This is a genomic window from Pleurocapsa sp. PCC 7319 (genome assembly GCF_000332195.1).
Classification (GTDB): domain Bacteria; phylum Cyanobacteriota; class Cyanobacteriia; order Cyanobacteriales; family Xenococcaceae; genus Waterburya.
The window spans coordinates 1,155,657-1,175,801 of the sequence record NZ_KB235922.1 but is presented as its reverse complement, the minus strand read 5'-3'; the positions used below and the strand labels follow the sequence as shown (position 1 = coordinate 1,175,801).

The following is a 20,145-nucleotide window of genomic DNA, read 5'->3' as shown; positions in this document are numbered from 1 at the left end:
ATAGTCTCTGCCTGAACCACTAAAGTTAGTCACAGTACCATTAGCAATGGTGAGATCTGTGTCATCAAAGTCACTGGTATCTTCACTAAAGGTAGCGGTAACGGTGAAGGGAGCATTAGTAGGATCGGGACTGGAGCTAGCGAGAGTGACCGTGGGAGGAGTTGGATCGTAAGTACGAGTAAGTTGAGCGGCGGCAGTATTGTTATTACCCGCAGCATCGGTCGCCACGTTATCGGCGATATCCACTGTGACATTACCATCGGCAGTAGGAGTCACATCAAAGGTATAGTCTCTGCCTGAACCACTAAAGTTAGTCACAGTACCATTAGTAATGGTGAGATCTGTGTCATCAAAGTCACTGGTATCTTCACTAAAGGTAGCGGTAACGGTGAAGGGAGCATTAGTAGGATCGGGACTGGAGCTACCGAGAGTGACCGTGGGAGGAGTTGGATCGTAAGTACGAGTAAGTTGAGCGGCGGCAGTATTGTTATTCCCCGCAGCATCGGTCGCCACGTTATCGGCGATATCCACTGTGACATTACCATCGGCGGTAGGAGTCACATCAAAGGTATAGTCTGTGCCCGAGCCTTTAAAGTTACTTACAGTACCATTAGTAATGGTGAGATCTGTTACATCAAAGTCGCTGGTATTTTCACTAAAGGTAGCGGTAACGGTGAAGGGAGCATTTGTAGGATCGGAACTGGCGCTAGTGAGAGAGACCGTGGGAGGAGTTTGATCGTAAGTACGGCTGAGTTGAGTGGCGGCAGTATTTTTATTACCCGCAGCATCGGTCGCCACGTTATCAGCGATATCCACCGTGACATTGCCATCGGCGGTAGGAGTCACGTCAAAGGTATAAAATGTTCCCGAGCCTTTAAAGTTACTTACAGCACCGTTAGCGATGGCGAGATCGTTTACATTAAAGTCGCTGGTATTTTCACTAAAGATAGCGGCAACCAAGAAGGAAGCATTCGTAGGATTGGGACTACTACTCCTGAGAGAGACCGTGGGAGGAGTTTGATCGTAAGTACGGCTGAGTTGAGCGGCGGCAGTATTGTTATTACCCGCAGCATCGGTCGCCACCTTATCAGCGATATCCACTGTGACATTACCATCGGAGGTAGGAGTCACATCAAAGGTATAGAATGTTCCCGAGCCTTTAAAGTTACTCACAGTACCATTATTAATGGTGAGATCTGTTTCATCAAAGTCGCTGGTATTTTCACTAAAACTAGCGGCAACTGAGAAGAAAGCATTAGTAAGATTGGGACTGCTACTCAAGAGAGAGACTACTAGCTTCGCTTGTTCAATGGCAACTAACTCATCATTGACTACTACCACTGATGCATCATCCTCTTGATGCAAGGACTCTAACTGCTCCTCTTTCAACTCGACTCTGCGAACCAACGCAGAGAAGATCGCCCCTTCATCACCCAAACTGTCTCTCCGATTAAGTCGACTATCCACTCCATGACCAATTTCCTCCAACAGCACCGCCACTAATTGTTTCGCTGTAGCCGACTGCACAAACTCCAGAGAAAGATAGATGCGATCCTGCTCCTTAGCATATGCACCCAATGCGCCATTTAGCTCCGCAGCTGAGAGTATCTCAATGACGGGCAAGTCACTAAAATCTTCCTCCAACCATTGCTGACGCAGTTTCTCTGCCACAGTAGAGTCGTAACTCCCGCCAAAGGCAATCCTCAAAGTGGACAAAAATACATCTTCATCAGCAGCCAGTTCTCTCAATAGGACTTGAGATGTTATTAAGTTATTTTGTAGCTGAGTGATAGAACTCGGCACTCCAATTATATTTTCTGCCCCAATAAGAGAAATATCAGCTTGATTACTATCATTAATTCTATTGAGATTCGATAATGCAAATTTTGCGGTAATCATAATTATATTGCTTTGATAATTCAAATACTTTTGTATTTTTCTCTTTTCACGAATAGGGAATTCAACAAATTATTGACTTTTTTAGAGTTGATCAACTTTATCAATAAGCTTTTAATAAAATATATTCAGGTCAATTGTCAATGATTTAGTGTAGTAAACCTATATTTAAATATTATTTAAATTACATATTAAATGGCATCATTAAATATACTTAGATTTCATATTTTATAATTAATTAACCAGTTTTTATGAAATTCCAAGATGACGGTGTCAATGAGTTTTAATATACTAAACAAGCCTTTGAAAGTGTCATATTTACTATTAGCAGAAAGGGCAATGATTGAAACAAACTTAGTTGAAGAATTACGGTTAAATATTTAAGTTTAATTCTGAATCCAGTAGTAACGGGAAGAACAGTTAGGCGATCGCTATAATCAAGAAGATTCTGGCAGGTCTAAGCTGAAATCAGTTGATTGAATTAGGTTCATTTCCGCAGCAGCAAATTTTTGGAAAGCTTGATCTGCTTGGAAGATAAAATCGATAACTCCAGGTATCACTTCAGGAGACATACAGTTTTGTAATAAATAGATTTTTTGCCTAAGATGCGATCGCTCTTGCTCTGTTCTTAAGTCTGAGATTTTCTCAGACAGGGCGGTGCGCTTTCCCAGTCTTAATAGAGTAATTAGTGCGAAACATCAGTTATTAATTAATTCAGAAGTTACCATTTTGGGGAGCTAGCAATCAAAGCCTCAGCTTGTTCTTGATTAAGAGGTTTAGAGAAGAAGAAACCTTGTCCATATTCACATTGCAGTAATCTGAGTTGAGCTAATTGAGAGGTAGTTTCAATCCCTTCTGCAATCACATCCATATCTAACATATGAGCTAAGGTAATAATCGCTTTCACAATTGCTGAATTATCCCCATCTGCTTGCATTTGACTCACAAAAGAACGGTCTATTTTAATTGTATCTACTGGGAAACGGTGTAAATAGCTTAAAGAAGAATATCCTGTGCCAAAATCATCGATACTAAACTGAATTTGTCTTTTTCTCAGGTTTAAAATAATTTCGGTAACAGTCTCCAGATTATCGATTAGAATACTCTCGGTAATTTCTAGCTTTAAAAATTTACCTTCTAAGCCAGTTTCCTTAAGAACGCTGTCAATTTCTTCAATTAAATGTGGCTCGCGGAATTGTTGACCAGAAAGATTAACGCTCATGCGGATCGGTGGATGATCGGGATATTTTAGCTGCCAATTGCGGGCAGTTTGGCAGGCTTCTCGTAATAACCAACTACCCAAAGGCACAATTAAACCTGTTTCTTCACACAGGGGAATAAAATTGTCTGGTTTAATGTAACCTTTAGTGGGATGTTTCCATCTGACCAGTGCTTCAAAAGCAGATAAAATACCCAATTGTAATGAAGTGATTGGCTGATAATAAACTTCAAATTCTTGTCGTTCTAGGGCTCGTCTCAAGTCGGTTTCTAATTCTAATCTTTGTAAAGCGCGATCGCGCAGAGAACAATCAAAGACTTCATAACGGGCTTTCCCTTGTTCTTTAGCACTATACATAGTAAGATCGGCATCCCGCAAAATATCCTGCGGTGTTTCATATCCTTGAGAAGAGAGAGCAATACCAATGCTAGCGGAAGTAAATAGCTCGTAACCTTCGATGTTAAAGGGGAAGGTTAGAGTTTGATAGATGCTTTCGGCAACAAGAGTGGCTTCAGACTTGCTCGAAATATTTTCTAACAGGATGGTAAATTCATCACCGCCCAAGCGAGCTACAGTATCTGTGGGAGCAACAGATTTTTCTAAACGAGAGGCAATTTCGATCAGGAGCTTATCTCCTATCAAATGACCAACACTATCGTTAACTACTTTAAAACGGTCAAGATCTAAAAATAAAACTGCAAACAAGTAATTTTCCTGATTTTGACTTCTTTTAAGCTGTCGCTCTAAACGATCCATGAATAAAGCCCGATTAGGCAATCCAGTAAGAGCATCATGAAGAGCATCATGAAGTAATTGCTTCTCCATATATTTACGTTCGGTAATATCCACGATTTGATTGTTAAAATGCAATGGTTTGCCCTCAGCATCACGTACAATCACTACTTTTAAGAGGGTATCAACTATACGACCATCTTTTGCCAGATAACGTTTTTCGATTTGGAAGTCCGACTCTTCACCCTGGATTAATTTATCTTCCAGGGCTCGATGTTTTTGACAATCTTCTGGATGACTAATTTCGGCAAAAGATAATTTGAGTAATTCTTCTTGGGTATATCCGAGAGCATCGCATAAAGCTTGATTTACCCGTTGAAATTCACCTGTAAGAGTACTAATTGCCATGCCAATCGGAGCCATTTCAAAGGTGAGACGAAATTGTTCTTCGCTTTTTTTAAGTGCTTCTTCGGCTTCTCGACGCTTAGTTATATCCTCGGCAATGCCCACAAAGCGATTAACTTTACCCATAACATCTGTCACCGGAAAAGCTCGCACCCTGACCCAACAAATTGACTGATCGGGGCGAATGATGCGATATTCTTCTTCAAAATCATCCCCTGTTCTAAATTGGGTTTCAATAGTAGCGATCGCTCTATAAGAATCTTCAGGATGAATCGCAAATAACCAAGACTGAGGATCTTCATATAAACTTTGGCAGGTGCGACCCCAGACTTTTTCGTAGGTAGGGCTAATATATAGTATTTCGTCTGTCTTGGCTGAAATGACAAAAAAAACTTCTCGAACATTTTCTGCAATCTGGCGAAAACGCTCTTCTCTTTCAGTTAATTCTTGAAATTTTGTTCTCAGTTGTTGATTTTCGGCTAATACTATTTCTACTCGGTTTAAGAGAGAATTTTGCTGCTGCAAAATCTCTGCTAGTTCCTGATTAGGCATCCCAATGGTTACAATCGCGGGTATTACTTCCCTATCATGCCCAAATTGTTCAGGCAAGTAACATTAGCCTTGAAAGGATTACTGATTACTGATTACTGATTACTGATCCAAGTTTTTATTACTTTGCCTTGAATTTGTTGGTTGTAATAAGGAGTATTAGCCGCAGGAGATTTTAGGTTATCTTGATTGACCAACCAAGTTTGTTGAGGATCGAAGAGAACTAAATCTGCTACTTGTTCAGGAGCGATCGCTTTAGGTTCTTGGTGTAAACATCGGCGAGGACGACTACTCAAAGCTTGCCATAATTCTAAGACTGATAATTTGCCTGATGCCACTAATCCTTGCCATAACAAAGGTAGAGCCAGTTCCAAACCCATTACCCCTGGTGGAGCTAGGGCAAAGGGAACAGTTTTTTCTTCATAAGTAAAAGCTTGGTGATCGATAGCGATCGCATCAATAATTCCTTGTTTTAAACCCTCAATTAATGCCGTTTGATCTGCTCGATCACCTAATGGCGGGTCAAGGCGTAAATTAGGATCGTAGCTTTCTACAGAGTCACTGTCCCACAATAAGTGCATCCAGGTAGTACTGGCAGTTACGGGAACACCTCTTGCTTTGGCATCGGCGATTAGCTCTACTCCTCTTTTAGTCGAGACTCGCATAATATGGATTGGAGTGGGAATTTCAGCCACGATTTCTAAGACCGCCGCAATAATTGCGGCCTCAGAATAACTAGGATTTCCTGACATACCATAGCGAATAGAAGCTAAACCTTCTCGGACTACTCCATCCCCAGTTAATTCATTTTGATTTAAAGCGATCGCTAGAGGTTTTTGCCAAGGCTGAACATATTCTAATACCTGCTTGAGTAGATTTAAATTGACCAAATTATACTGGTCGCTAAAACCAATTACCCCTGATTTCATTTCCCCTAGTTGGTTCATCTTTTTAACCGCTGCACCGGGAGAAATTGCTCCCCAAAAATTTAATTGAGATAACTGTTGCTCAGAACGATTAAAGTGCTGATTTTTATGAGTAATAGCAGCTACAATATCGGCGTTGTCAATCCGAGGAACAGTATCTGGTAAGATCCCGACCTGAGTAAAACCGCCCGCCGCCGCCCCATGAGCTAAATCTAATAAGGTCTCTCTGGTTTCATTTCCTGGCTCTCCACTGTGGCTATATAAGTCTACCAATCCCGTTCCTAAAATTAGGTTATTCCCTGGAAAGATTTGAGTTGGAGACGGATAATCCGTGATTTGTTCGGCGATCGCATTAATTTTTCCCTCAACAATTAATATATCAGCCAAGCGATCCAGTTTTTGATTGGGGTCAATTACTCTTACCTGTTGCAGTAATTCCATCAGATTTCCTCCAAGGGTACTGCGACCATAGCACCACGACACTTTCTATAACAGGGGAAACCCCCGCAACGAAGTGTATTGAGTATGTAGTGCTTGGTCCTAGGCAGCAAGAGCTTTATGCGGGGGAACCCCGCCAACACTTTGCTTTTGGGATTGGGGAGCGAGGTCTTCAGTATAATAGTTTGATTAACTAAAATGCGTTGACCTAACTTAAGTACAGGTGAAATACCTGAGACACAACCGCTTATGCAGCCCTCTGTAATGGAGAACGGGCGACAGTCAGGGGTCTGAAATAGATACTGGTTAGTGAGTAAATTAAACATAAGTTGATAGAAAAAAAGTAGCTTCAAGTCTTTCGGGATGAGAAAGTAGGGTTGCCTTGACAGTGCCAGCATGACACCGTAATTGGTGTGTCCGTAGAGTCGCGTATTCTGAATCGCATTCAGAATAATTTGAGCGACGTAGAATCTTCTACCTTCAAGATTCTGCAACTATAGCGTTAGCTTAGTTGTAGAGTATGTCAATCTCTCCTTTGCTTTTTAGCTAACAATTAGTTGACATCATGTACTGCAGATAACCATAATAGTAGTTTGTGTAAACTTTAGCTTGTAAATAAACCCTTGGCTAATGTTATCGTGATCGGCGCCCAATGGGGTGACGAAGGAAAAGGAAAAATAACCGATCTACTTAGTCGCTCGGCAGATGTCGTGGTACGCTCCCAAGGCGGAGTTAATGCAGGGCACACCGTTGTTGTAGCTGGACAAACTTTTAAATTGCACTTGATTCCCTCGGGAATTCTCTATCCGAATACGGAATGTATTATCGGTTCGGGAACAGTAATCGACCCTCAAGTGTTAATCGAAGAAATAAAACAGCTAAAAGCTTTAGGAGTGACAGTAGATAACTTATATATATCCCAAACGGCTCACATTACTATGCCTTATCATCGCAAGATCGATCAAGCATCAGAAGAAAGTCGCGGAGAATATAAAATTGGCACTACAGGCAGGGGAATCGGACCCACATATGCCGATAAATCAGAAAGAACTGGCATTCGGGTATTAGATTTAATGAACCCCGAACATCTACATAAGCAACTTGGCTGGACGATTAATTATAAAAACGCAATTTTAGAAAAATTATATAATTTACCTCCTTTAGATTCAGAGAAAGTAATTAAAGAGTATCTAAAATACGCTGAGTTTTTACGTCCCTATGTAGTAGACAGTTCTCTTAAAATTTATAAAGCAGTACAAGAGAAAAAAAATATTCTGTTTGAAGGAGCACAGGGAACCTTACTAGATTTAGACCATGGTACCTATCCTTATGTTACTTCTTCTAACCCGATCGCAGGTGGAGCTTGTGTGGGAGCAGGAGTTGGACCCACTACCATAGACCGAGTAATTGGTGTGGCAAAAGCTTATACAACTCGTGTTGGAGAAGGTCCTTTCCCCACCGAGTTAAATGATAGTGTAGGTCAGAAATTAGGGGATTTAGGAGCAGAATTTGGTACCACTACCGGTCGTCGCCGTCGCTGCGGTTGGTTTGATGCGGTGATTGGTCGCTATGCAGTGAGAATTAACGGTTTAGACTGCCTCGCAGTGACTAAGTTAGATGTACTAGATGACTTGGAAGAAATCAAAGTCTGTGTGGCTTACGAAATTGATGGCCAAACCTGCGATCATTTTCCGACTAATGCTAGTCACTTTGCTAACTGCAAACCAATTTATAAAACTCTTCCTGGCTGGCAAAAATCCACGACTGCTTGCCGTTCTCTAGCGGACCTGCCTCAAGAAGCTTTAAACTATCTCAAGTTTATGGCAGAAATAATGGAAGTTCCGATTGCTATTGTTTCTGTAGGTCCAAGTCGCGATCAGACTATTATTGTCGAAGATCCAATTCACGGTCCCAAACGAGCATTGCTAGATGCGGATGGTACTCCCATCGGCGTATCCTAACTAATGCTATCTAGAGAAAATTTTAATTCAATTTTCAACCATCTTAGTTACTACCAAACCAATTAAACTTTATGAATATCACAGTTGAATGTAAAACTAGACCAGAAGGGAGTAAGCCCAGAGCATTACGTCGCGAAGGACTTATCCCCGCTGCTTTATACGGTCATGATGGAGCTAATTCCATATCCCTAACTATTCCAGCTAAGGAAGCTCAGATATTGCTTAGAAATGCAGCGATCAACAACACTTTAGTTGATGTTAAGATTCCAGATATTTCTTGGCAAGGCAAGGCGTTAATTAGGGAAGTACAAGCTCATCCCTGGAAAAGAACTCTCAATCATCTCAGTTTCTTTACCGTTTCCGCCAAGCAACAGGTGGAGATCGTTGTTCCTGTCGTACTGCTAGGTAAAGCAGCTGGTAGCAAGGAAGGGGGGATTGTTGAACAAATTATGACTGAATTAAATATTTTGTGTGCTGCCGATAGTATTCCTGAATCCATTGAAATTGATGTTACCAATTTTGAAATTGGTAGTCTTCTACACTTAGGAGAAGTAGTAGTACCAGAAGGGGTTACTATCCTCGACGATCCAGAACGAACCGTTATTTCTGTTGTTTTACCAGCGAAGCCTGTTACCGAGACTGAAGAGATGGGAGTAACAGAAGTAATAGAACAATCAGCAGAATCAGTAATAGCGTCTGAATAAACTCAAAATTAGCTTTTGAGCTAAAGGTTTGATATCTAATTAATAGCCTACTATGGGTAATAATTACCAGGAATACTAGACATTCCTGGTTTTTGTTATTGACGACAATCAACTTTGTTTAATTCTTTAATAATAGAAATGAAAGAATAAGCTGTTCCCGATTCCCGATTGCTCATTCCCTCTCTCAAAACTAGTCAATTTTGGACTTATCGAACTCACGTTTGTTTCAGTTCTTAGCTCACAGACTGATGTACAATCAAACGATTACCTGTTGGATCGTAGGCATAAATCTCTTTACCATGAGAAGCTTCAATTATCTTTCCTGGTGGAGGATAACCCATCTCAGTCAAAGTGGCGATCGCTTGATCTAAATCCTCAACTTCTAGGCAAATGCTTATACTACTACCTAAATTATGAAACTCAGCTTGATGCTCTGGTTTGGGTTTAAAAATACCGATACGTAGGTTTTTTAATTTAAATTCAGCATAAACTAATGGACGATAAATATTTGGTTTTTGTTGTAACAGCTGACTATAAAAATCAACCAAATACTGAATATCATTGGTACCAATAGTAATAAAAATAGACGAATAATCAAAACTCATTAAATCTTTAAATTTACAAACAAAAACTTTTTTATATCTGATAAAATGCAGTTACATTATCAACACTATTTATAACAAACTATAACCAAATAAAACTTCAAATAAGTCATCATTTCCTAACATTTTAATTAAATATTTGTTGAATATTACAAAGTCTAATTTTAATAGCAGTAATACCTAAACTAAATTAAAGATCATTATATATTCAGTGGATATATTTAGTGGTATTTAGATATATTAAATACGCCTAAGATCGATAATTTAGTAGTTTAATGAGATACAAAAGTGTACTTGACTAGTAGGCGCATAAGTATATATAATCTTTTTTCTAAAATAGTAATTTAATATATATATTAGTGATGCATGATACTGCTATTTCCTGTAAAAACACTTATTGTTCCGTGTAAACACTGATGTTGAGCTTTTTAATTAGTTCTATATTTTTAAATACCAACTTGGCTTAATATATATTTATTCAAATGATCACAGTCTTAATAGTAGATGATCAAAAAACCGTTCAAGAAATTCTGAGAAGTCACCTAGAGTCCGAATCAAGCCTAGAGATAATTGGTTGTGCTGGTGATGGTCAGGAAGCATTAGATCAGGTTAAGATGCATCGACCCGACATTGTTTTGATGGACATTGAAATGCCCATATTAGATGGTTTAACAGCTACTAAAATTATTTCAGAACAGTTTATTGATACCAAGGTGTTAATTATTAGTGTTCACAACGAGGATGCATATCTAAATACGGCTTTACAAGTCGGTGCTAAAGGATATCTCTTAAAAAACACCCCTGCTAAAGAAATGGTTAATGCAATTTATTCTGCTTACAAAGGGTATTTTCAGTTAGGACCCGGACTACTAGAAAATTATCTTCATAATGCTAGTAAATCACAGTTTGACTCTCAAGAGCTGGAACAATTAAAATCGATAATGCTTAAGCAGTCTCAGGTGTTAGAGAACTTAGGAGGCGAATCTAGCACGCAGACTAAAAGTCGTACTCATTATAGTAATGGAAGACACAGAAGAACTAGCTCTAGCAGAGATCATTTGGCAGATAAATATGCAAGTTTAGAAAAGCAACTTTACTATCTTAGTAATCGTGTAGATTACTTAACCAGAAGGATTAACTTTCTGCAGCAATTTGGTGTTTTAGTAATCTTGGGATTTTTAACTCTAGGAACATTACTAGCATATTTCACATCGTAAGTAAAATCTATATTTCTCCGATTAACTATTAATAAGCATTTTACTGCTTGTTTAACTAGTAGGTGTAACTGAAATTTGCTGACCCTGGATGGAATAATTTAAGAGTTCTATAGGATGTAATAAACTAATTGTGGAATTTTTTTCTTCTAAATGTTTTTTAATTTGTAGAGAACAACCGGGATTAGGAGAGGCAATTAAACTTGCCCCAGTATTTAATAAATTACGCACTTTTTGCTTTCCTAATTCATCAGCTGTTTCTGGTTGCAACATATTGTAGATTCCTGCGCTACCACAGCATAAGCTGGCATCAATAGGTTCTCTCAATTTTACACCAGGAATTTTTTTCAATAATTGGCGAGGTTGTAAACTAATTTTTTGCCCATGCAACAGATGACAAGCATCTTGATAGACAACGTTTAATTCTCCCGAAGTTAAAGGATGCAGTTTGGCGGTGAATTCTATGGCTGATAAAAATTCTTGAACATCTTGGACTTTGTTGGAGAATTCTTGAGCTTTATCTTTGTATTCTGGATCATCACCTAAGATATGACTATATTCTTTGAGGGTATGTCCACAGCCAGCAGCATTAATAATAATCGCATCAAGATCCCGATCTATAAAGCTATCAATCATCTGTCTGGCTAGAGTTTGTGCTTGGGCTTCTTGTCCTTGGTGGGCAGGTAAAGCAGCACAGCAGCCTTGACTCTGAGGAATCACTACCTCACAACCATTGGCAGTTAAGACCTTGACGGTAGCTTCATTAACATCAGAAAAGAATAGTCGCTGGACACAGCCTAAAATCATGCCCACACGATAACGTTTTTCACCTTGAGCGGGTATGGTCTCAGGTAAATTATCTTGCCAGGAATCTGCTGAAATGGCAGGTAAGATCGACTCCATCGCTGCGATGCGGGGAGTTAGTTTTTTAAGTATTCCTGTATCGCGTACTAGCCTTTGTAAGCCAGATTTTTGATATAGCCACAACGGGGGTAGTAGCTTGCGTAAACGATGAGGATAAGGAAATAAATTAAATATTAGAGTCCTAATCAATTTATCGGACAAACTGCGGGGCTGATTTCTTTCGATTTGAGGGCGAGTAGCAGCAATTAATTGGTCGTATTGCACTCCCGAAGGACAGGTAGTCACACAAGCAAGACAACCCAGGCAAGAATCAAAATGTGACGAAGTAGCTACATCTATTTTTGCCTCACCCTTATTAATGGCATCCATTAAATAGATTCTGCCTCTAGGAGAATCCATTTCTTTGCCAATTACTCGATAACTGGGACAAGTAGCAAGGCAAAAACCACAGTGAACACAAGTATCAATCAATTCTGACTTGGGAGGATTCTTAGCATCAAAATTAGTCATTTATAGTAGGTTTTAAATTTTACTTAGAAGTCGATCAAGATACTTTCTAACAAGGTTTATGTAACTTAATTTATGGCACTAAAAAGCGACCGGGATTGAAAATATTTTGTGGATCAAACTGGTTTTTGATTGCTTCCATAGTTTTAAGTGCATTGCCTTTATATCCCCAGATATTTAGTTGTTGTTTGAGTGATTTAGGTGACTCAAAAATGGTTAAAAAGCCATAGTTTTGTTGACAATACGATCGCATGTCTAAAATAGTTTTACTATCTGAATTTTTAAGCTGTATATTTCCAATACCGCTACTAGCATGAATTCTGCAAGCAATATCTTGATTGATAACCTGTTTTAATTGTAGAAAATTTATGGCAGTGTTTGGAGCAATACCCATTTTACAAGTAGTAGCAGAGTCCGAATCAGGAATGCTGGTTATGGCAGCGCATTTTTGCCATAAGTCCACTTCCGCTTGATCTCGATAATCATTAGCCCTTAAGTTTAGTTGTCTAGCGATCGCCTTTACCTGTTCTATTTGTTGCTCGATACTTTCGGGAATAGTTTGCCAGCGTATGATTAAACCAACTTCGGGATCTAATCCTAGTTCTTGAACTACTGAGGCCGAGAGTAAATCCATTGCCGTTGGAGTTAAGCCAGAATTACGAATGGTTTGACTAGCTTGACCAATCTGCTTTGCTTCCCCCGTTAAGAGTAGAGTCTGAGAGGTGGCAATTAAAGGATAGGTACGAAAAGTTAGTTGAGTAATCAAACCTAAAGTACCGTAAGCCCCTGTGAATAATTTCATCAGGTCATAACCAGCAACGTTTTTAACAACTCTGCCCCCGGCTTTGGCAATTTCACCATCAGAACGGACAAAAGATAATCCCAATAATAAATCTCGAATTCCACCGTAACGCTGCCGCCAACTGCCTGTATCTGCTGTAGAAACTATTCCACCAAGGGTAGCTGTCTCAGGATAGTTAGGATTGATCGGTAAAAATTGATTATGCGATCGCAATCTAGATTGTAGATCGGCTAGTTTCATTCCTGCTTCTACAGTGACCGTTAAGTCTCCTACGGCATGTTCAATCAGGCGATCGCATTTTTGCGTACTAATTACTAACTGAATATCATGGCTTAGATTACCCCAGTTTAATTTACTCCCATTACCGCAGATTAAAATACGCCATTGCTGTTGAGATGCTGGTTTAACTAACTTAGCTATTTCCTCTACTGTTCTAGGAAATACTAGATATATTGGCTGATTAGATTGTTCTATTGCCTGGTTGATTTTTCTCTGCCAATAGACATCAGCATCACTCAATTCAACCAGTTTTGTATTACTATCGATCAGAGACTTTAGTTCGGTTGCGATCGCAGTTGTCATCTTGACAAAATTCTACTAAATAAACACCCTATGTCTGATGCTTAACTATTGTCGCATTTTGTTGAAAAGTCTTCTATCGATTTAGCATTCTTGAGCAAAATAATTTTAGATTTTAGTTCTTTATTTGTATAATTTTCCATCTTCAATTGCTTGACTTTAGCCCCATGAGCACAGTTGCTAAAGCCTCTATCCTTATTTAATTAGATATTACAATAAATTAAATACTATAAAATGTATTAGAAATAATGGCAAAAAGACAAAATATAAGTGTGTCAGTTGATTGCAGTCTTCTAGAATATATTGATCAGTTAGATAGTAACCGTTCCGAAATTGTCAATCAAGCGTTAACCGAATGGAGAAAGCAAAGAATACTCGCAGAAATCAAGGAAGGTTATGCTAAATCAAGGCCTATAGATCCTGCGATCGCGGAAGAGAATTTGTTGCTCAATGATCTTGCTGTTGATTCTCTGACTGAATGAATCAATTCTCAAGAATACTACTTACGAAAACCATATTCTAGACAGAAAAACTGAGGTTTTAAATGGGATAGTTGCTCTCGTAATTTGACCAATTCTGCTTCCGGTGCGTGAATTTCTAAACGAGTAAGTTCAGAGATTTTTAATGCTTCTTCAAAGATAGAACCGACATTTTCCAGATGTGCCAATAAACCCTCTGCATCTTCATAACCTTCACGGCAATGAACATTGTCTCCGTCAAAACTAAATCCATAATAGAGGCATTTAGGCTCATGACTAGTTTTTTCCATAAACTGTTCACATATTTGCTTAAAAGCTTCTATTTTTCCACTGGCAACTTTAAAGTAGGGTGCTATTGTGCAGCATTGGTCTTGAGTAGCCATGTCAGTTCTCCTGATGCTTTTGCAGAAATGAAATTGTCACTAAGACGATGATACAACGTTGTTTATCATTCTTTTAGCTTGATTAGCATATCCACCACCAAAGAGATTGAAGTGATTTAAGATGTGGTAGAGATTATAAATATTTTTGCGGTGTTGATAGCCACTATCTAGCTGCCAAGCCTCATTATAACCATGATAAAAAGCAGCAGGAAAACCCCCAAAAAGTTCTGTCATTGCTATATCAGTCTCGCGATCGCCATAATAGGTGGCAGGATCTAGAATTACTGGAGAGCCATCGCTGGAAATTGCAGCATTACCCGACCAAAGGTCGCCATGAACCAAAGAAGCTTGAGGTTGTCTATCGGCTAATTTATTTCTGACGGCATTGACTACTTTATTGGTATCAGGGAAACTTCCCCCTCGACGTTTAGCCAGCTTGAGCTGATAGCCAATGCGATGTTCGGCAAAAAAATCAGCCCAGTTATCTGTCTCGGTATTAATTTGAGGAGTAGAACCAATAGTATTATTGCGTTCCCAACCAAAATTATTACTCATTCCTTCTCGGTGCATAGCTGCTAACTGACGACCCATTTCTGTCCAACTTTGACTATTACCACGACCTAAATCTAACCATTGCAGCACGATATAACTAGAATCATTTGCCGTTCCCCAGCAAACTGGTTGAGGCACAGTAATAGTCTGGGTAGCATACATTTGATTTAATCCTAAAGCCTCGGCTGCAAACATTTCCAACTGAGAAGCTTGATTGAGCTTAACGAAATAAGCTGTATTGTTATCGCTTATTTTATAGCCTTGATTAATACAGCCACCACCTACCGAACGAGTATCGGCGATCGCAAAGTCTTTTCCTGTAGCTTCGGATATAGCTTGGGCAATCTGTGTCCACATAGATTTGAGGTTGAATATTGAACTGAACGCTCAATGATTACAATTAACACAAATCGGAATCTTGATATACAGTTTATTAAGAACTTCTATATATGCTTAACTGATGTTACGCAGTTAAATTAGATTTCAATAGTTTCAGTAATTATTTTGGGACGAGATATTAAGGGTTTCAGTCCTAAAGTGCGTAACATCAGATGCTTAATCCAGTTTAAAATATAGAATTTTAGGATGAAACAACTACAAAATCCAGCCTAAGCTTATTTTTAGATGTCTACTCAACCCTCCCCTCGTAAAATTATTCAGACTTTGTTACCTCATTTAAGAGTAGCTGCGGGTTATGCTAAGCAAATTCAAACTCAAATTACATCTTTACCAGACAAAGATGCGGGGGACAATATTTTATCGGCTGCGTTAACTGATGCCGACCTTTCGATTCAAACTTTAGTTGAGGTAGCTTTATTGGGAACTTTCCCTAATATTCCTTTTTATGGGGAAGAGTATGAAAAATCTCGTAATACTAAATATTTTTCTGCTATCAAATTAGAAAGCAAAAATGATTACTTAATTACTTTAGATCCGATTGATGGCACCAAATATTATCTTGATGGTTTTAATAATTATCAAATTATTTTGACTATTCTTAACGCCGAGCATTATGAAGCAGTAATTGCTATTTCTCCGGCTCAGAATTGCTATTATTACACAATTAAAAATCAGGGAGTATACCAAGGAAAATTAAATCAAGATTTAGATGATTGTGTACCACTAAAAATCACTAATCCTAAACCAAGCATATTATTAGGTTGGGGCATGGCGCATTTGAAACCTTGGTTACAAGATAAATATCAAGTAATTGATCTTGAAAATTGTTATTCTGACTCTGTTCAGCTTCCCAATTATAATGGTATTTTTTCAGGAGATTTAATTGGCTGGATCACTAAAAGAGGTAAATTTATCGATAGTGCAGCTCTGGCGTTTATGGCACAAGAAAATGGCTGTATTGTAACAGGATTTGATGGTTTACCGTTACCTCCGTTATATACTTGCCAAGATTATAGTTATAGTGGCGCGATCGTAGCTAATTCAGCCTCAGTTCATCAAGATTTATTAGCAGCTTGTCAGAAATTTACTTAAAATCGCTTTTTCTTACCATTACGATAATAATAGGTAACTTTGTTGCTTTGTTGCTAAATTTTTATTGAATTAGATGAATCAAAGGTTAGTCTTAATTGGTGGTGGTCATTCCCATGCGATCGCCTTAAAGTTATGGGGGTTAAATCCGATACCAGGAGTTGAGCTAACTTTAATTAGCGACGTAGAGCAAACACCCTATTCGGGAATGTTACCAGGTCATGTGGCAGGTTTTTATAGTTATGCCGAGACTCATATTGATTTGTCTAGTTTGGCTAAATTTGCTGGAGCAGAATTAATTATTGCTCGGGCAATTGGTTTAGATTTAGTTCACAATCAAGTTATCTGCGAACGTCAAAATAATGACCCTAAACACAATTGCAATCTCAAAACCGAGTTTGACTATTTATCTGTCGATATTGGCAGTACTCCCCAAACAATCAACGTACCTGGTGCCCAGAAATACGCCATTCCCGCTAAGCCTGTCCCCAATTTTCTGGCTGCCTGGTATCAGTTACAACAAGAAGTGAGATCTAATCCTGATCAGTCCAAGTCGATAATCATCGTTGGTGGTGGTGCAGGAGGCGTGGAGTTAGCTTTAAATATGCAAACTTGTCTAAAAAAAATTGTGCCAGATCAATCAGAGCATAGCCTGGAAATCCATTTAATTCATCGAGGAAAGCAATTACTTTCTGGTCATAACAATTGGGTGAGTAATCAGTTAACCAAAATCATTAATCGGCGTGGCATCAAATTACATCTGCAACAAAATGTCTCGCAAGTATTAGCAGATCGAGTTATTTGCCAATCAGGATTGAATATTAAATACAATCATGTCTTTTGGGTAACTCAGGCTACTGCTCCGAACTGGATAAAAGAATCTCAACTTACTACCGATGCTCAAGGGTTTATCTTAGTTAAAGATACTCTCCAGTCTGTCTCTCATCCTCAGGTGTTTGCTGCCGGAGATATTGCTACTATGACTAACTATCAGCGTCCTAAGGCAGGAGTATTTGCTGTACGCCAGGGAAAACCCTTGGTAGATAACTGGCAACATATTCTTACTGGGGAATCATTACAAAAATATATTCCCCAGAGCAAATATTTGGCTTTAATTGGTACCGGAGATCGTCAGGCGATCGCCTCTTGGGGTCCATTTGGTTGGCGTTCTGCTCTTTTTTGGCGACTCAAAGACCATATTGACCGCAAATTTATGAATCGGTTTGTCGATTTGCAGCACACTCCTTAATATGATTTGGCAAAAGTTATTGGCTTTAATTAATACTGAATCCTGTTGATTTGAAGGAAAAATGGATCGTGAAAAAAAATATAAATGTTACAGAATTACAAGAAGTATCTGAAACTCTTTTACTTACAGTTTATTTAAGAAATTTGGAAACTCTAAGAAAAAACAGAATTATTAAAGATTATAAATCAGTCGAAATTGTCAATAGTATTAACTATAATTTTTCTCAAAGAAATTCACAATATGCTTCAAAATTAAATCAGGCAGTAATCTCTATTAGAACTGAAATTATAGATGAATTTGTCAAAAAATTTATCAATCAACATCCCCATGCCACAATTGTTAATTTGGGAACAGGGTTATGTACCAGATTTTTTCGGATAGACAATGGTTCAATCAATTGGTTTGGCATAGATTTACCAAGAGTCAAACCAGTTTGGAACAAGTTGATTGGTGAGTCTGAGCGATATCATTATCTTGCTTATTCTATTTTAGATTTTGATTGGATTGAAAAAATAAGAGAAACAGCATCAGAAAAGATTCTATTTATCGCCGAGGGAATATTAATGTATTTTACAGAAACAGAAGTTAAACAACTGATGAGTGCTGTAAAAGATAACTTTCCTGATTCGGAACTAATTTTTGATTCATTAGGAGTATTTCTAGTCAACAATAGTCAAATTAATTCTTGCGTATCCAAAATAAATGTCTCCTATAAATGGGGAATCGAAAATTTAAAAGAAATAGAAACTTGGGATCAAGGAATTAAATTAGCTAACCAATGGTATTGCTTTGATAGGCACAAGTGTCGATTGGGATGGATCGGCTTACTCAGTTATATTCCCATGTTGAGGCGGCAAATAAAAATTGGACATATTCAATTTACCTGATGTGGACAAGTCACAGATTAACTAGCTGTAACAACATTATCCACAAGACCTAATTTAGATCTAAGTAGGTAGGCATAATAATTTATAAAACCCAGGTAATTAATCTTTTCCCTATCACCCATCCCCTAACCCCTAACCCCGGCAAAAACCGTTTTATATTTAATTACACCCACCTAATTAGAGACAAGCTCGAGTTTTTTTAACCGAACGTTGACCTCGTAAAATTAGAGGAACACCGTTGTGGGGAGCAATAGTTGCACCACGACGATTGGGCAACACAGGGCGATCGCTCGCTAAGGTCAAATCGTACTTAGTTAAGATTTTAGCCAAGACCAGTTTCATTTCTAATAATGCTAGAGCGTAGCCAATACAGCGACGATTTCCACCACCAAAAGGAAGAAATTCATAGGTAGAAAATTGACGTTCCAAGAATCTTTCAGGTTTAAACTTTTTCGCCTCTGAATAAAGATCTTCACGATGATGAGTTAGGTAAATACAGGGGGCGAGCATTTTTCCTGTATCAAACTGATGACCCATAATTTCAATCGGCGATTTAGCAAAGCGTAGAAAGGCGATAAAAGCAACGGGATAAATTCTCAAGGTTTCGTTACAGACTGCCGTTAAGTAGGGTAGGCGAGAAATTGTCAAAGGATCGACCTGAGACTCAACACCATCTAACTCTGCCAATAATTTTTGTTTAACTTGAGGTGATTTGTGAATCCAGTATAAAGCCCATGCTAAAGCTGTTGCCGTGGTTTCATGACCGGCTACCAAAAGGGTCATCATTTGATCTTTTAGCTCTATATCACTCAACCCATGTCCATCTTCATCACTAGCGGACATCATTAAACTGAGAACGTCACTTCCGAGTAATTCTGGGTTAGCCCGTCTTTGTTCGATTTCTGCTTGAAGCAACTCGTAAATTTTGCTTCTGCGTCGTACTACCTTGCCCCAAGGACTCCATGCTCCTAAGTCCAGCTGCAACAAGGGTAAAAAAATCACACTAGCTTTAAGAGGAGAACCAGTTAAATCCAACAACTCAATTAATAAAGGTTTGATTTGTTGATAGCGTTTTCCTTCGCTTAAACCAAATACAACGTGCAATATTGTTTCTAAAGTAATATCCTGCATTGCCTTGTGAGCAGAGAAAGTACTTTTCTCTCGCCATTGACTAGCTACCTTTTCTGCAATGTGGCAAATTGTTTCCGCATAAGACTTGACCTTTTCTCCATGAAAAGGAGGCATCATTAACTTCCGTTGTCTGCGATGGCGGGTGCCATCTAACAAAACGAGAGAGTTATCTCCTAAAAGACTCTTAGCAAGATCGTTAGTACGTCCGACATCAAATTTTTGAGCATCAACGCTTAAAATTTCTTGAATTCCTTGGGGATTGGTTACTACAGTAAATGGAGGTAGTCCCATCAAGTTTAAATTAAATATATCGCCATATTTGCTGGCGCATTCTTCTAGAAAATCAAGAGGTCGAAAGATCCAGTTGATTAACTGTATTATTGATAAACTTCGAGGTCCACTTATTGATTTCATAGGTTAATTCGTGATACTCCTACACTGATTCTATCGAATACAGTGTAGGCTTCTCCAAGCCCCGTAGAGCAGAGAGAACTTGCTTCAAGGTACTTTTAGTAGCAGATTTAATCACTACAGCATTCCCTTTACGCCGTTTTATCATCCTGTTTTGCTTTATTTCT

The 20,145-nt window shown here is 38.7% G+C and carries 17 protein-coding genes; 7 read left to right on the top strand and 10 right to left on the bottom strand.

The features are described 5' to 3' along the window. The 4 genes from PLEUR7319_RS34750 to PLEUR7319_RS0109350 all read right to left on the bottom strand — a co-directional run. A partial coding sequence (locus PLEUR7319_RS34750) for an Ig-like domain-containing protein (protein WP_036798809.1) occupies positions 1-1,899 on the bottom strand: 1,899 nt, incomplete at its 3' end. Positions 1,900-2,333: 434 nt separating this feature from the next. Continuing rightward, a complete protein-coding gene (locus PLEUR7319_RS43095; RefSeq protein WP_019504958.1) occupies positions 2,334-2,468 on the bottom strand; it encodes a hypothetical protein in 135 nt (44 codons plus the stop codon). Between the two features lie 149 nt (positions 2,469-2,617). Next, a complete protein-coding gene (locus PLEUR7319_RS0109355) occupies positions 2,618-4,861 on the bottom strand; it encodes a GGDEF domain-containing phosphodiesterase (protein ID WP_019504957.1) in 2,244 nt (747 codons plus the stop codon). A gap of 35 nt (positions 4,862-4,896) precedes the next feature. Then, on the bottom strand, positions 4,897-6,168 hold the full coding sequence (locus PLEUR7319_RS0109350; RefSeq protein WP_019504956.1) for a dihydroorotase: 1,272 nt from the start codon (positions 6,166-6,168) through the stop codon (positions 4,897-4,899). Between the two features lie 620 nt (positions 6,169-6,788). Here PLEUR7319_RS0109350 and PLEUR7319_RS0109340 point away from each other — a divergent pair. Both PLEUR7319_RS0109340 and PLEUR7319_RS0109335 read left to right on the top strand, forming a co-directional pair. Continuing rightward, a complete protein-coding gene (locus PLEUR7319_RS0109340; RefSeq protein WP_019504954.1) occupies positions 6,789-8,126 on the top strand; it encodes an adenylosuccinate synthase in 1,338 nt (445 codons plus the stop codon). Between the two features lie 71 nt (positions 8,127-8,197). Next, on the top strand, positions 8,198-8,830 hold the full coding sequence (locus PLEUR7319_RS0109335; protein WP_019504953.1) for a 50S ribosomal protein L25/general stress protein Ctc: 633 nt from the start codon (positions 8,198-8,200) through the stop codon (positions 8,828-8,830). Between the two features lie 233 nt (positions 8,831-9,063). Here the strand turns inward: PLEUR7319_RS0109335 and PLEUR7319_RS0109330 are convergent, their stop codons facing one another. Then, on the bottom strand, positions 9,064-9,435 hold the full coding sequence (locus tag PLEUR7319_RS0109330; RefSeq protein ID WP_019504952.1) for a VOC family protein: 372 nt from the start codon (positions 9,433-9,435) through the stop codon (positions 9,064-9,066). Between the two features lie 479 nt (positions 9,436-9,914). Between PLEUR7319_RS0109330 and PLEUR7319_RS34745 the strand changes: the two genes are divergently transcribed. Further along, positions 9,915-10,649, top strand: coding sequence for a response regulator transcription factor (locus PLEUR7319_RS34745; RefSeq protein ID WP_019504951.1), 735 nt, complete (start codon positions 9,915-9,917; stop codon positions 10,647-10,649). A 51-nt stretch (positions 10,650-10,700) separates the two neighbouring features. Here the strand turns inward: PLEUR7319_RS34745 and PLEUR7319_RS0109320 are convergent, their stop codons facing one another. Beyond that, positions 10,701-12,020 (bottom strand): (Fe-S)-binding protein, encoded by a 1,320-nt coding sequence (locus PLEUR7319_RS0109320; protein WP_019504950.1) that lies wholly within the window; start codon positions 12,018-12,020, stop codon positions 10,701-10,703. Between the two features lie 70 nt (positions 12,021-12,090). After that, entirely contained in the window at positions 12,091-13,401 is a 1,311-nt protein-coding gene (locus PLEUR7319_RS0109315; protein WP_019504949.1) for an FAD-binding oxidoreductase, read from the bottom strand. A 245-nt stretch (positions 13,402-13,646) separates the two neighbouring features. Between PLEUR7319_RS0109315 and PLEUR7319_RS34740 the strand changes: the two genes are divergently transcribed. Further along, entirely contained in the window at positions 13,647-13,880 is a 234-nt protein-coding gene (locus PLEUR7319_RS34740; RefSeq protein WP_019504948.1) for a hypothetical protein, read from the top strand. Positions 13,881-13,897: 17 nt separating this feature from the next. On the opposite strand, the gene PLEUR7319_RS0109305 is transcribed toward PLEUR7319_RS34740, so the two are convergent. Both PLEUR7319_RS0109305 and PLEUR7319_RS0109300 read right to left on the bottom strand, forming a co-directional pair. Continuing rightward, entirely contained in the window at positions 13,898-14,260 is a 363-nt protein-coding gene (locus PLEUR7319_RS0109305) for a putative quinol monooxygenase (protein ID WP_019504947.1), read from the bottom strand. Between the two features lie 39 nt (positions 14,261-14,299). Continuing rightward, the gene (locus tag PLEUR7319_RS0109300; RefSeq protein WP_019504946.1) at positions 14,300-15,169 is read right to left on the bottom strand and encodes a fructosamine kinase family protein; all 870 of its coding nucleotides are present in this window, start codon (positions 15,167-15,169) and stop codon (positions 14,300-14,302) included. 267 nt (positions 15,170-15,436) lie between these two features. Between PLEUR7319_RS0109300 and PLEUR7319_RS0109295 the strand changes: the two genes are divergently transcribed. From PLEUR7319_RS0109295 to PLEUR7319_RS34735, 3 genes are all read left to right on the top strand, one after another. Then, a complete protein-coding gene (locus tag PLEUR7319_RS0109295) occupies positions 15,437-16,303 on the top strand; it encodes an inositol monophosphatase family protein (protein ID WP_019504945.1) in 867 nt (288 codons plus the stop codon). A 73-nt stretch (positions 16,304-16,376) separates the two neighbouring features. Beyond that, positions 16,377-17,549, top strand: a complete 1,173-nt coding sequence (locus tag PLEUR7319_RS0109290; RefSeq protein WP_019504944.1) for an FAD-dependent oxidoreductase — start codon at positions 16,377-16,379, stop codon at positions 17,547-17,549. 68 nt (positions 17,550-17,617) lie between these two features. Next, positions 17,618-18,436, top strand: coding sequence for a class I SAM-dependent methyltransferase (locus PLEUR7319_RS34735; protein WP_019504943.1), 819 nt, complete (start codon positions 17,618-17,620; stop codon positions 18,434-18,436). 177 nt (positions 18,437-18,613) lie between these two features. Here PLEUR7319_RS34735 and PLEUR7319_RS0109280 read toward each other — a convergent pair whose 3' ends face one another. Further along, positions 18,614-19,981 (bottom strand): cytochrome P450, encoded by a 1,368-nt coding sequence (locus PLEUR7319_RS0109280; protein WP_019504942.1) that lies wholly within the window; start codon positions 19,979-19,981, stop codon positions 18,614-18,616. Positions 19,982-20,145 lie beyond the last annotated feature (164 nt).